Below are 13506 nucleotides of genomic sequence, written 5' to 3'. Positions count from 1 at the left end.
GAAAGTTTTATGGCATGTTGGTGAAGTTATTAATGGGCATTTTTATGCAGATTTTGATTTATTCGAATGAAGCGAAATTTATTAAAAAAATACTTATTTTATTTTCTTCCTATTTTTCTAGTCTTCTTTATTTTAATAGGGAGTATTTCTTTTTATGTATATCATGATGAGAAAGATAGAATTCTTGAAGCACATGTTAATTACTATACTGACTATCTCTCGCAACGAAACGATCTGATACGCTCGTTATTTACATCGTCAATTAATGATTTAGAATTTTTGGCAATTAATACTTCGGTGATTGACTATATGAGTTTGGATAACTCTTCTTCCAAAGTGGAGCTTTTAGACGTTATGGAATCATTGGCCAATCAGAATTGGAATTATAAGCAGATTCGGTTCATTGATTTTTCGGGTGTTGAACGAATTCGACTGAACTGGGTTAATGATGAGCTTGAGGTTGTGTCACCCGAGCGTCTTCAGAATAAGAGTGGGCGAGATTATTTTGAGAAGACCAGTAAGCTTCCTGAGGGTAAAATATATGTTTCACCTATTGATTTAAATATTGAAAGGGGCAGGATTGAGCTTCCACATCAGCGTGTTATAAGGTTTGGGACACCCATTTATAGCCGCGACAGTGACTTGGTTGGTGTTGTTGTTATCAACCAGTATCTCAATGATTTATTTGAATGGTTGACAAAAAACGATGATACGTGGGAACGTGATTTTATGCTTTTAAATTCAAATGGTTATTGGTTAACATCTTCAGATGATCAGTTTCAGTATGGGTTTATGTTTGATGATAAGCTAAATGAGAATTTTATGAATTATTATCCGGAAGTATGGCAATTGCTTGAAAACAACAAAGTCGGGAATATCATTCAGGATAATAATTTGTTTGTTTTTCGTCATTTTTCGTTGGACTATGATTTAAAGAATAATATGATATTAGAAGATAATGAGATAATATCGGATCCTGCTAATAATTGGATTACAGTGATTAGAATCAGGCTAAGCGAATTGCCCGAATTGAATGAAATTCGACGTTTGTTTATATTAAGCCTGATAGCCTCATTCTTGATTATTTGCGGTATTTCGTACCTTCTAAGTCATTTGTTAGTTAAGCGAAATCAGTTAGTAGCACAATTAAGTCATTTAAATAATTCATTAGAAAAACAAGTGCAAGCCCGCACGGCAGAGTTGCTAAGAAGTAATGAAAATCTTGAAATAGCTAATGACGAATTAGAATCTTTTGCTTACTCAGTTTCTCATGATTTAAGAGCCCCGTTAAGGCGGATTATAAGTTTTTCAAAACATATAACTACGAAATTTGAAGGTAAACTATCAGCAGATGAATCTGTTTACTTAAGATATATTGAAGAGTCAGCAACCGAAATGAATCATTTGATTCAGGAGCTATTGAGTTTTTCGAGGATTACGCGAAGTGATCTTAATAAGAGAAACTTCGACATGAATATTTTAGTTGCGGAATGTAGGAAAACTGTGGAAGATGATTTTTCGAGTCGCGTTATTGCTTGGGAAATCAAATCTCTCCCTAGTGTTTTTGGAGACCCTGCCCTGCTGCGTCAGGTATGGATAAATTTATTAAATAATGCCATCAAATACTCCTCTAAAACTGAAATTTCGAAAATTGAAGTTCGCTGCACGACAACAGAGAAAGAGCATATTTTTGCAGTAAAAGACAATGGAGTGGGCTTTGATGAAAAGTATAAGGATAAACTGTTCTCAACATTTCAACGGCTGCATTCGGCCGAGGAATTCGAAGGCGTTGGTGTTGGCTTGGCCATAGTCCGAAAAATCATAATCAGACACGGTGGCCGCATTTGGGCAAAAAGCAAACCCGGGGACGGCGCTACATTTTTTTTTAGTTTGCCCGTTGTATAATGGTTACTAAGTGTGCTAAAAGATGCAATTTTAGAAGCACTAAGTAAGTTTTATTAACCGACGCTAAGTTGAGAGTATGTTACTGATGTGATTTTGTTTTATTGTATATTTTAAATAATATTTACCATTAAAACTTCATGAAACCTAAAAGTATCAAACAACGGTTACACCTTATTTACCTGGAAGACTCTCCAATGGATGTAGCCATCGTACGAGATATTTTGGAGGATGAATTCGAATTGGATTTTGTTAGTGTTGCAACGAAGAAAGAGTTTGAAAACCAATTGACAACTTCCGCCGGTTTCGATATTATCCTTTCAGATTATGAACTCCAGGGTTTTGATGCAAGAGAAGCTTTGGGAATCGCAAAATCATGTTGTCCTGATATCCCTTTTATCTGTATCTCAGGTACTATTGGGGAGGAAAATGCGGTAGAACTCCTAAGATTAGGAGCTGTCGATTATATTTTGAAAGACCGAATGGCTAGGTTGGTTTCATCTATAAAGAGAGCTATTCAAGAAGAAAAAGAAAAGAAAAAGCTCGATTTTGCACAACAAGAGATAAAAGAGCAGAATAAAGAGTTGTTGAAAGCCAAACAAAAAGCTGAAGAGAGCGATCGGTTGAAATCAGTTTTTCTTTCTAACATGAGTCATGAAATAAGAACCCCGTTGAACGGTATTTTGGGATTCTCAGAACTTCTTGTTATCAGCAACGATTTTCAAAAAAGAGAAAAATACGCCTCAATAATACGTGAGTCATGCCAGCAGCTCACTCAAATAATTGATAGCGTTCTTGATATTTCACTAATAGAATCTAACCAGATTCAACTAACAAAAACAGACGTAGATCTTCAAAAGACTTTTTCGTACGTTCATACGATGTTGTCTCCTGATTTTGAAAGAAAAGGGATTCAATTAGTACAAAATGACATTCCCAATACGAATTATGTTTTATTTACCGATGAAAGGAAATTGACACAGATTTTACTGAATTTGATTAAAAACGGATTGAAATTTACCAATGAGGGATATGTTGAGTTTGGTGTTGATGAAACCGAAAAAAGCTATGTCTTTTACGTGCGTGATACTGGAATTGGTATTGAGGATGCAGAGAGAAAGGTGATTTTTGAGCGGTTTAGACAGGCTGACGAAGGGAGTGCGCGTAACTTTGGTGGTGCCGGACTGGGATTGCCGATATCGAAATCTTTTGTCGAAATATTAGGGGGCGAAATTTGGTTTAAATCAAAACCTGGCAAAGGATCTACGTTTTACTTTACCATACCAAAGACTCAAGAATAATCCTATCCGGAATATTTACCATTTGATCTCGGGTATATTTTTTTCAGACAGAAAGGCATTTGTTTTACTGAAATGATTATTTCCAAAGTAACCCCGGCTGGCCGACAGCGGTGATGGGTGAACCGATGTTAAAACCAGGTGTTTGCTTTGGTCGATAAATTCACCTTTTTTTATTGCATAGCTTCCCCACAAAATAAACACCACATGCTCTTTTTGCTCATTGATTTTATGAATCACAGCGTCTGTAAATTCTTCCCATCCTTTTTTCTGGTGCGAACCAGCTTGCCCGGCACGAACAGTCAGTGTCGCATTTAAAAGAAGAACTCCTTGCTTGGCCCAATTGGTTAAATTGCCCGATTGGGGAATTGGTTTTGCAACATCATTTTGCATTTCCTTGAAAATATTTCGTAAGCTGGGCGGAAATTTAATGCCATCGTTTACCGAGAAACACAAACCATGAGCCTGACCGGGGCCATGATAGGGATCTTGGCCGAGTATAACAACTTTTAACTGGCTGAACGGGCATTGATCAAAAGCATTGAAAATGAGCTTGGCAGGAGGGTAGACATTTGAGGTTCGGTACTCTTCATGTACGAATTTCGTCAGATTTTTGAAATAATCTTTTTCAAATTCGTTGGTTAGAACTTCTTTCCAGCTTGCTTCTATTTTTACATCCATGAGATCCGTTTTACTTTGCAGAATCTAAAATAGCACTCAATTTTCAAATAGCAAATTCTGATAACTAAATTGCTTTCTCAATAGTATTCTTCTTTGTACTTTAGTTTTCAAAATACTGAAATATGGAATTTGTCTATCTGATTGCTGGGGTGGTTATTGGCGTTATTGTTGCCTTGTTGATGTCGAAATTGAAATCGAAAGGATCAGAAAATGACATGTTATCAATTCGTAATGATTACGAAAAGGTAAAAGTTCAACTAGAAGAACGCGTCACTTATTTGCAGGCAGATAAAGAACAACTTACACAGAAGCTGGAAACTTCGGAAGTGGAAAATGAGCAACAAGCCCAGCGATTAGCCAGGGCGGAAGTGGAATTTGCCAATTTACAGGAAAAGTTAATAACTCAGAAGCAGGAGATGGAATCGCTTCAAAAGAAATTTACAACTGAATTTGAAAACATAGCCCATAAAATATTAAAACAGAACACACAGGATTTTACAGAGGTGAATCAAAAAAATATCAGTGAAATTCTGAGTCCCCTGCGAGAAAAAATTCAGTTGTTTGAGAAGAAAGTAGAAGACACTTATGAGAAAGGTTTAAAAGATCAGACTGACCTGAAAGCCGAGTTAAAAAAACTGCATGATTTGAACCTGAAGATTAGCGATGAAGCCAATAACCTGACCAAAGCACTGAAAGGCGATGTGAAGAAGCAGGGAAACTGGGGAGAGGTGATTTTGGAGCGGATACTTGAGCGCTCGGGATTGACAGAAGGACGTGAGTTCGAAAAGCAGTTTAGTACGATTGGCGAAAATGGTTCACGCCTGCAGCCTGATGTGGTAATCCACTTGCCGGAGCAAAAGCATATTATCGTTGATTCGAAAGTGTCGTTGGTAGCGTACGAACGTATGGTGAACTCCACCGAAGAGGTGGAGCGATTGAAGCATATCAAGAATCACCTGTCAAGTATTAAAAGTCATGTCAAATTACTGAGTGACAAGCATTATCAAAGCGCTCAGGGGATAAATAGTCCCGATTTTGTTTTACTTTTTGTACCAATTGAATCGTCGTTCAGTGTGGCCATTGAGGCTGATCAGGATTTGTTTTCCTACGCCTGGGACAACAAAGTTGTCATCGTTAGCCCGTCAACTCTGCTTGCTACTTTGCGCACAATCGCCTCCATTTGGCAGCAGGAAAATCAAACGCGGAATGCCATGGAAATTGCCCGTCAGGGAGGTGCCCTTTACGATAAATTTGTCAATTTTATTGGCGACCTCGAAAAGATTGGAGTCAATATTGAACAAACCCGTAGAAACTATGATTTGGCGATGAATAAGTTGAATGACGGACGTGGAAACTTGGTTCGCTCAGCCGAAAAACTTCGGGAGCTTGGAGCTAAGGCCAGCAAAGAACTACCAAAAAAGTATTTAGATGAATAGTTCTATTTCTTTAAAAATATCACCAGCGGTTCAATAAACCGATCAAAAGCTTCAATGTGCGGAAGATGTCCAATATTATCCAATTCAACCAATTCGCAAGTTGGAATTTTTTGCTGTGTTTGTCGCCCCAGCTGAGGATAACGTCCCATGGTTTTCCGAACTTCCGGACTAACCAGAGGTTTACCCAGTGCTGTTCGGTCGCGCTGACCGATGATAAGCAAGCTCGGAGCTTTAATGTTTTCGAATTCGTAACAAACCGGCTGGGTAAATATCATGTCGTAGGTTAGGGCGGCGTTCCATGCTATTCGCGGATAATCGATATTGAGAGTCCATCCTGCCAGAAGGTTGACCCATTCGTCGTATTCGGGCTTCCATTGATTGTCATAGTAGCTTTCGAGCTGGTACTTTTTGATGGAAGCATAGTCTTTCCCTAATTCGTTTTTATACCACCATTCCACTGGTTTATAAGGCACTTTTAGTTTCCAGTCTTCCAAGCCGATTGGGTTTACCAGAATAAATTTATCCGTTATTTCGGGGTACATTAAAACAAATCGAGTGGCAACCATGCCTCCCATCGAGTGACCCAAAACGCTGATTTTTTCGATTTTCAGGCTGTCCAGAATAGCTTTTGTGTTTCTTGCTAGTTGTTGAAAAGTGTATTGATAATGTTCGGGTTTTGAAGACTTCCCGAATCCAATTTGGTCGGGAATAAATACTCGAAACCCTTCTTTGGTAAGGTACTCTGCGGTTTGCTCCCAATAGGCTCCATTAAAATTTTTACCATGAAGCAGCATAATGCTTTTCCCGTTTGCATGCTCGGGCAGAACATCCATATAGGCCATTTGGTAGTTTTCACCCTGACTGTTGATGGTGATGTAATTGACATCAAATGGATAGTTGTAATTTTCAAGGTTTAATCCTAATACTTTTAGGCTGTCGGATTGACCAAAACTGAGGTTTGTAGTTAATAATAAGATAAAAAGAGATATAATCGAATTTAGCTTCATATTCATAATTTTCCGGTGTTTGATTAATTTAACAGGAAGAAGAAACAATGGTTTAGAAATGAAGCTATTTAACTTTTAATAATTGTTAAATAAATAATTTTAAGCTTTCGAAAGCAATTCCTTATTCAGTTGATCTCGATTATCAAACCCATTGCGAATCGCAAATAGCAATTGCAGAATATTGCTCAGCAGGCTATTGAAAAAGATAATAATCATCACCATTATTTGATATTTCACAGCAAGCATAGGATCAGATCCGCCCAATATTTGCCCCGTCATTACTCCCGGAAGAGAAACCAAACCTACAGTTGCCATAGTTGCCAGGTTGGGCGCCATTGCAGTTCGGATAGCCTCTTTCAAAAACGGGCGGGCGGCCTCATTCTTTGTTGCTCCATTGGCCAGTAAAAAAAGGTACGTTTTTTCTTCTTTTTGAGCAATATTGAAGAATGATTTCAAGGCGACAATATTTGTTTTTAGGGTGTTGCCGAGCATGAGTCCGGCAATTGGGATCAAGATGTTTGCTTGAAAAATGTGATCGATCTGGACGATGGCCAGATTGAAATAGAAAATGGTAAAGAGAGTAGGCAACAGCATGGCTGTAAAAGTAGGGAACAACAGTTTTTTTAATCGGAGAGACGAATTTCGAATGCCAGAAAGAGCAGCAAAGAGTACCATCAGTAGTATGTAGGCTAAATTGACAAAGGCATTGTCTAGCAAAAATATATACTTTAAGTAAACGCCCACAAAACCTAATTGAATCAACATCCGTCCAACGGCAACGAGAAGTTTTTGATTAAACCCAAGCTTCAGTCGCCAAATAATTAGTAAGGTCGGGGCAATTAGCAACAGCCCTAGTAATAATCCACTTATTGAAATATCGGCTGCATTCATGCGATAAAGCTGGTTATCGTTTTCATTGGTTCGATTTGCCAAACAGGATCGTGACTTACGCAGATGACTGTTTTGTTCGTGTTGGCAACAAAGTCGATGAAGCGCTGTTTCTGCTTTTCATCCATGGCTGATGTGGGTTCATCGAGCAGTAAAACCGAACGGTCTAAAAGTTGGATCAAAGCCCATCCTAAACGTTGACGCTCGCCGCCCGAAATGATACTGGTATTTTTGTTGAGTATTTCATGGGCGAGGTTGAATTCGTCCAGCTTTTCAATTAGTCGCTCTTCTGAAAAGTTAATGTGACGGTTTGCTTCAAAATCAAAGATGTCCTTGAAAACTTCGCTTACTTTTCCATTCGGGAAATCCACATCCTGACTTAAATAGGCAATCTGCCTTCTTACTTTATGGATGGTCTCCGTTGTTATTACTTTTTTATTGAAAAGAATTCTGCCTTCATCCGGAGCGTTAAAGCCCAAAATAAGCCGGAGCAGGCTGGTTTTTCCGGTTCCTGATTCTGCTGCCAGTAGCACTTTATCTCCTTTGCTTATGCGAAGGTTGAAGTTTTTGAGTAACTGCTTATTCCCCAATTGTAGGGACACATTCTTGAATCGTATCATGGAAGAATAAGAAAAGTAAGACAAAAAAAGCCGGATCAAGTCCGGCTCTGAATTTATATTAGCTTGCTTTTAGTCGATGTGTATTGCTTCGGTCAATTCTCTCTTGTGCATACTCTTTGGAGATGACAAGCTCTCTTATGCCGTCAGAAGGACTGTCGAACATGGCATCAAGCATGATGCTTTCGCAGATTGATCGAAGCCCGCGCGCGCCCAACTTAAACTCTACTGCCTTGTCCACAATAAATTCCAACGCCTCTTCTTCAAATGTCAGGTCAATCTCATCGAGTTTAAACAGCTTAACGTATTGTTTGATGATTGAATTTTTAGGTTCAGTCAAAATATTTCGTAAAGCATGTCTGTCGAGTGGTTCCAAATAAGCTAAAACCGGCAGTCGGCCAATAATTTCAGGAATCAAACCAAAACTTTTCAAGTCTTGAGGTGAAATATACTGCAGCATATTTTCTCGGTCCAAATTATCAACCAATTTTTGAGCCCCAAAACCTACCACTGCGGTATTCAATCTTTTTGAAATCTTTTTCTCGATACCATCAAAAGCTCCACCACAAACAAAGAGAATGTTTTTCGTGTCTACCGGAATCATTTTTTGTTCCGGATGCTTTCTTCCTCCCTGTGGAGGAACATTGACAGTGGCTCCTTCCAATAGTTTCAAAAGGCCTTGCTGAACGCCTTCTCCTGAAACATCACGGGTAATGGATGGATTGTCGCCTTTACGGGCTATCTTGTCCAGCTCATCAATAAATACAATGCCTCGTTCTGCTGCTTCAACATTGTAATCGGCAGCTTGCAATAAACGAGTTAGCAGGCTTTCAATATCTTCACCCACATAGCCAGCTTCGGTCAGTACAGTAGCATCAACAATTGTGAAAGGAACATGCAGCATTTTTGCAATAGTACGAGCTAGTAAGGTTTTACCTGTTCCTGTTTGTCCAACCAAAATAATGTTCGACTTCTCAATTTCAGTTTCGTCGTTCGAAACTTTCTGAGTTAAACGTTTATAGTGATTGTAAACGGCTACTGATAAAGTCCGTTTAGCCTGATCTTGACCAATCACATATTGATCAAGGAATTCTTTAATTTCTTTGGGCTTTAAAAGCTTCAATCCATTGAGATCGAATTCGCTATCTTTTTTAAATTCCTCTTCAACTATGGCATAAGCCTGTTCAATGCAGTGGTCGCAAATATGACCGTCCATTCCTGCAATCAACAGGTTCGTGTCTTTTTTCTCTTTTCCACAAAAAGAACATTTATCCATGGTTTTCCCCTTCTTCCTCTTCTATTCGTTTTTCAATAATATATCGTCAATCATGCCGTATTCTTTGGCTTCCTGAGCCGTCATCCAGTAGTCGCGATCTGAGTCTTTTTCAACTTGTTCGTATGAATTGTCTGAATGTTTGGCAATAATGTCGTACAATTCTTTTTTCAATTTTAAAATCTCACGGGCTGTAATTTCAATATCCGAAGCTTGTCCTTGCGCACCACCCATTGGCTGATGAATCATGATTCGCGAATGCTTCAATGCTGAACGTTTTCCTTTTGTTCCGGCTGTTAAAAGTACAGCTCCCATTGATGCTGCCATTCCGGTGCAAATTGTGGCAACGTCCGGTGAAATATATTGCATGGTGTCGTATACACCCAATCCTGCATGTACGGATCCTCCCGGGCTGTTAAAATAAATCTGGATGTCTTTGCTGGGGTCGGTTGATTCGAGGAAAAGAAGCTGTGCCATAATAATGTTGGCAATGTAATCGTCGATTGGTGTTCCCAAAAAGATGATACGATCCATCATCAAACGAGAGAAAACATCCATCGATGCTACGTTCATTTGCCGCTCCTCGATAATGTATGGAGTTAAACTATTTGTAAACAACGAATCGTAGCGATGCATTGTTAAGCTGCTGATTCCCATGTGCCCCTGGGCATATTTTTGAAATTCTTTTTTATCGCTCATGTTTATATTTCTGGTTAAAAAAAAACTTTGTAAAGTCTGGTTTTTCATGACTTAGCCCTGCGTGAACAGCTAAAGTCGAAAACCAGTTTTTACAAAGTTAAAAAATTATGCTACTCGCTAGCTAGCAGCACTGTTAATTTTCTACTTTTCCAATAATTTGTTAAAGTCTTCCTGGCTAATTTCTTTTTCGTCAATGCTAACGTTTTCTTTGATGACGGCCATGATTTTATCTTCTTGAACGCGTGTGGTGATGCGTTGTTTTTCTTCTTTGTTTTGAAGGATTTGTTCGCCAAATGCGTTCAACTGCTCATCGGGCATGTCGAACATTCCGTATTGCCGGAATTGCATTGCTGCAACTTCCTTGGCCATTGCCTGAATATCTTCCTGTTTGATTTCAATTTCATTGTCTTTGGCAATGCGGTCTTTAATTAATTGCCAACGCAAATCTTTCATGAAATTATCAAAATCATCTTCTATTTGCTGGTCAGTCAATTCGTTGTTGGTTGTTTTCAACCAACGTTTTAAAAATTCTTCCGGCAATTCCATCTCAATTTTTTCAATTAAGATGTCGCGGCTATCGATAGTGAATTTGTAATCGCTTGAGTATTTCAGTTGTTCCTCAAGATCAGCTTTCAATTTATTGCGGAATTCTTCTTCTGTTTTGATCTCTGTATCATCACCAAAAGCTTTTTTGAACAGGTCTTCGTTTACTTCAGCCTTCTTAAATCGAAGTATTTCAGTAAGCTTGAATTTAAAGTCACCTTCAACGTTTTCAGCTTCTTCGTGAGAAATATTCAGCATGTGACCGACTTCGTGACGGTTATCGTAAACCTTGATCGGATCGAATACGATGGTGTCTCCGGCTTTTTTGCCAATAATTTCTTTCTTAACCTCTTCGTCTTTCATTACATCAACGGCAATGACAACTTGCTCAGCTTTGATTCCGTCTTCCAATTCGTTGCCTTCGGCGTCAAGCTGTACAAAGTTTCCGCGGATCGTATCTTTATCTTCAACCGTCTCAGCAGCTTCATTTGCACCAAATTTGCTGGTGTACTGATCAACTTGTTGGTCGATCATTTTATCATCAGCCTGAATCAGGTAGTAGGGATATTTTTTGCGTTTGTCAAATTTCACTTCAACTTCAGGAGCAACAGCAATATCGAATGCGAATTCAAAATCTTGTGCTGTTTCAAAGTCAAACGAAGGTGTCTTATCTTCATTTGGAAGCGGTTCTCCAAGGATATTTAATTTTTCTTCAACGATGAATTTTGATAAGTTTTCAGACAACATTTTATTGACCTCTTCAGCAAGGATTGCTTTTCCATACATCTTTTTAATCAAGCCTGCAGGAACTTTGCCGGGTCTGAAACCTGGCATGTTAGCTTTTTTACGGTATTCTTTCAATTGCTCGGCAACTGTAGCTTCGTAGTCGTTTTTCTCGATCTTTACAGTAACAATCGAATTTAGGTCGTTGATGTTCTCTCTTGTAATATTCATATAATTCCGCTTAAGAAATGGAAAATGTTCAAATTATCAAACAGTTAACTCTTTTTGTCAAGTTTAACTTATGTCTATAATCAATAAAAACCGCATGCTTCGATAATATAATCAAGCATTGCGGTTGTATTTTTCAATTTGTGCGGGCGAAGGGACTCGAACCCCCACGTCAAAGACACTAGATCCTAAGTCTAGCGCGTCTACCAATTCCGCCACGCCCGCGAATTGCGGTGCAAATGTATGTTATTTTTTTTATAACACAAACGAAGAAATAAAATTTTTAGATTTTTTTTGTTGAGGTGAGGTCGTTTTACCGAAGTGTAAAATTTTGCCCCAAATAAACACGGCGCACATCTTCATCGTTAGCTAAATCTTCGGCTGTTCCTGCTTTCATAATCGACCCTTCGAATAAGAGGTACGAGCGGTCGGTGATGGACAGTGTTTCGTGTACGTTATGATCGGTGATCAGTACGCCGATGTTTTTTGCCTTGAGCTTATTCACAATTTCCTGAATATCTTCAACGGCAATGGGGTCAACTCCGGCAAAGGGTTCATCCAGTAATATAAATTTGGGGTCAATGGCCAATGCTCGGGCAATCTCAGTTCTCCGCCGTTCGCCCCCCGACAATTGGAAGCCCTTGCTTTTTCGAATATGCTGTAGCCCAAACTCCTCAATTAAAGACTCCAGTTTTTCCTTTTGGTATTCTTTGGTGTAATCGGTCATTTCGAGAACCGCCTTCAAATTATCTTCAATGCTTAATTTCCGAAAAACAGAAGCCTCCTGAGCCAGGTAGCCTATCCCAAGCTGAGCCCTTTTGTAAACCGGAAGTTTTGTAATGTTCTTCGTATCCAGGAATACTTTTCCTGATAGCGGCTGAACCAGTCCGACAATCATGTAAAAAGAAGTTGTTTTTCCAGCTCCATTTGGTCCGAGCAGCCCAACAATTTCGCCTTGTTCCACTTCAAAAGACACTCCTTTTACAACTGTTCGTTTCCTGTATTTCTTAACTATATTGTCGGCTCGTAATTTCATGTGTCTATTGTTGTATGATTTTTATTGCAACACTTGAGCCTGCCTATGATATTTATGCCCCCGTGTGTTTTTAATTTTACATGCTCGTTTTACAATATTCAAACGCTTAATTTGATGAACTATTATAGCGCCTCCATATCCTCTTCAGCTTTTTTATTAACCCGTTTCGAAATTACAATTCCAATTTCATACAAAAAAACCAATGGTAGACATACCATGATTTGGCTGAAGACGTCGGGTGGAGTGATGATCGCGGAAAGCAATAATAAGGCAACATAGGCATGTCGCCGGTAGCTTTTCATCAATGACGGCGTTAATATTCCGATCTTGCTTAAAAAATAAACGAATATCGGAAGTTCAAAAATTACGCCGCTAGCCAAACTGATAGAGGTAACTGTTCCGATGTAGGAGCGCATATTGATTTGATTGGTTACTTCGCTGGATATTGAATATGATCCTAAGAAATGCACCGAAAGCGGGACAATTAAAAAGTAACCAAACAAAACACCTATTATAAATAATACTGACATGTAAAACACTGCACCTCCCGAATGACTTTTTTCTTTATCGTAAAGAGCCGGGCTAATAAATCGCCAAACCTCAAAAAAAACATAAGGTGATGCAACGATCAATCCTGCGATGATCGAGGTCATAATGTGGGTCATGAAGTTATCGGCCATTTTCAGGCTGATTAGCTGTAATTCCTGGGTGTTTATTCTAAGCGAATCCATTCCTGTAAGCTCCGCTAAATTTGCAAACATCCGGTTGGTCCAAAAGTCGGGTGTCTTCGGATTAAATATGACGGTGTCGAATATGAAGTCTTTATTTAGAAAAGCTAATACTGCAAAAAAAACAATGGATAAAAAAGCTCGAATAATGTGCCATCTTAATTCTTCTAAGTGATCGAGAAAGGACATCTCAACCTCTTTTTCTTTTTTGTGCTTTTTCTTTTTTGTGCTTTGTTGTTCTGTAAAATCGTTGTCGGTCATTGCAGGCTATTTAGTTCAGTCAAAAAAGACCATCTCTCTTTTTTTTTATGTGCACAAATATAGTTGATATTCATGATTAAGCTTTTAATTAAGGAGCTAATTTTTTTTGTGCGATGTTAAATGTCTTTTTTTGATAAAAAAACCTTGGATTATGAAGCAGATTTTATATACCTTAGATTTTGCGAT

The 13506-nt window shown here is 38.7% G+C and carries 12 protein-coding genes and 1 tRNA gene; 3 read left to right on the top strand and 10 right to left on the bottom strand.

Annotation, left to right across the window (positions count from 1 at the left end; translation table 11 throughout):
• Positions 1-66 precede the first annotated feature (66 nt).
• Positions 67-1905 carry a sensor histidine kinase gene (locus GR929_RS08300; RefSeq protein WP_159518673.1) on the top strand — a complete coding sequence of 613 codons (1839 nt, stop codon included), beginning with the start codon at positions 67-69 and terminating at the stop codon, positions 1903-1905.
• Positions 1906-2042: 137 nt separating this feature from the next.
• On the top strand, positions 2043-3203 hold the full coding sequence (locus GR929_RS08295) for a hybrid sensor histidine kinase/response regulator (RefSeq protein WP_159518671.1): 1161 nt from the start codon (positions 2043-2045) through the stop codon (positions 3201-3203).
• 15 nt (positions 3204-3218) lie between these two features.
• Here the strand turns inward: GR929_RS08295 and GR929_RS08290 are convergent, their stop codons facing one another.
• Positions 3219-3881 (bottom strand): uracil-DNA glycosylase, encoded by a 663-nt coding sequence (locus GR929_RS08290; RefSeq protein WP_159518669.1) that lies wholly within the window; start codon positions 3879-3881, stop codon positions 3219-3221.
• A gap of 122 nt (positions 3882-4003) precedes the next feature.
• Here GR929_RS08290 and rmuC point away from each other — a divergent pair, with 122 nt between their 5' ends.
• Complete coding sequence (gene rmuC, locus GR929_RS08285; RefSeq protein ID WP_159518667.1) at positions 4004-5317, top strand: DNA recombination protein RmuC; 1314 nt, start codon at positions 4004-4006, stop codon at positions 5315-5317.
• A gap of 2 nt (positions 5318-5319) precedes the next feature.
• Here rmuC and GR929_RS08280 read toward each other — a convergent pair whose 3' ends face one another.
• From GR929_RS08280 to tatC, 9 genes are all read right to left on the bottom strand, one after another.
• On the bottom strand, positions 5320-6330 hold the full coding sequence (locus GR929_RS08280; RefSeq protein ID WP_235934163.1) for an alpha/beta fold hydrolase: 1011 nt from the start codon (positions 6328-6330) through the stop codon (positions 5320-5322).
• A 93-nt stretch (positions 6331-6423) separates the two neighbouring features.
• Positions 6424-7257 carry an ABC transporter permease gene (locus GR929_RS08275; RefSeq protein ID WP_159518665.1) on the bottom strand — a complete coding sequence of 278 codons (834 nt, stop codon included), beginning with the start codon at positions 7255-7257 and terminating at the stop codon, positions 6424-6426.
• Complete coding sequence (locus GR929_RS08270; RefSeq protein WP_159518663.1) at positions 7212-7832, bottom strand: ABC transporter ATP-binding protein; 621 nt, start codon at positions 7830-7832, stop codon at positions 7212-7214. The genes GR929_RS08275 and GR929_RS08270 overlap by 46 nt, the downstream gene beginning before the upstream one ends.
• Before the next feature lie 58 nt (positions 7833-7890).
• Entirely contained in the window at positions 7891-9105 is a 1215-nt protein-coding gene (clpX, locus tag GR929_RS08265; RefSeq protein WP_159518661.1) for an ATP-dependent Clp protease ATP-binding subunit ClpX, read from the bottom strand.
• Positions 9106-9126: 21 nt separating this feature from the next.
• Positions 9127-9801 carry an ATP-dependent Clp endopeptidase proteolytic subunit ClpP gene (gene clpP / locus GR929_RS08260; protein ID WP_159518660.1) on the bottom strand — a complete coding sequence of 225 codons (675 nt, stop codon included), beginning with the start codon at positions 9799-9801 and terminating at the stop codon, positions 9127-9129.
• A gap of 141 nt (positions 9802-9942) precedes the next feature.
• Positions 9943-11298, bottom strand: coding sequence for a trigger factor (gene tig, locus GR929_RS08255; protein WP_159518658.1), 1356 nt, complete (start codon positions 11296-11298; stop codon positions 9943-9945).
• 141 nt (positions 11299-11439) lie between these two features.
• Positions 11440-11520: transfer RNA gene (locus GR929_RS08250), tRNA-Leu, on the bottom strand.
• 88 nt (positions 11521-11608) lie between these two features.
• A complete protein-coding gene (gene lptB / locus GR929_RS08245) occupies positions 11609-12331 on the bottom strand; it encodes an LPS export ABC transporter ATP-binding protein (protein ID WP_159518656.1) in 723 nt (240 codons plus the stop codon).
• 122 nt (positions 12332-12453) lie between these two features.
• Positions 12454-13320 carry a twin-arginine translocase subunit TatC gene (gene tatC / locus GR929_RS08240; RefSeq protein ID WP_159518654.1) on the bottom strand — a complete coding sequence of 289 codons (867 nt, stop codon included), beginning with the start codon at positions 13318-13320 and terminating at the stop codon, positions 12454-12456.
• Positions 13321-13506: the final 186 nt, after the last annotated feature.

This window comes from Sunxiuqinia indica, assembly GCF_009847015.1.
GTDB lineage: Bacteria > Bacteroidota > Bacteroidia > Bacteroidales > Prolixibacteraceae > Sunxiuqinia > Sunxiuqinia indica.
The sequence above is the reverse complement of the archived record's forward strand: the minus strand, read 5'-3'. Positions and strand labels throughout refer to the sequence as shown.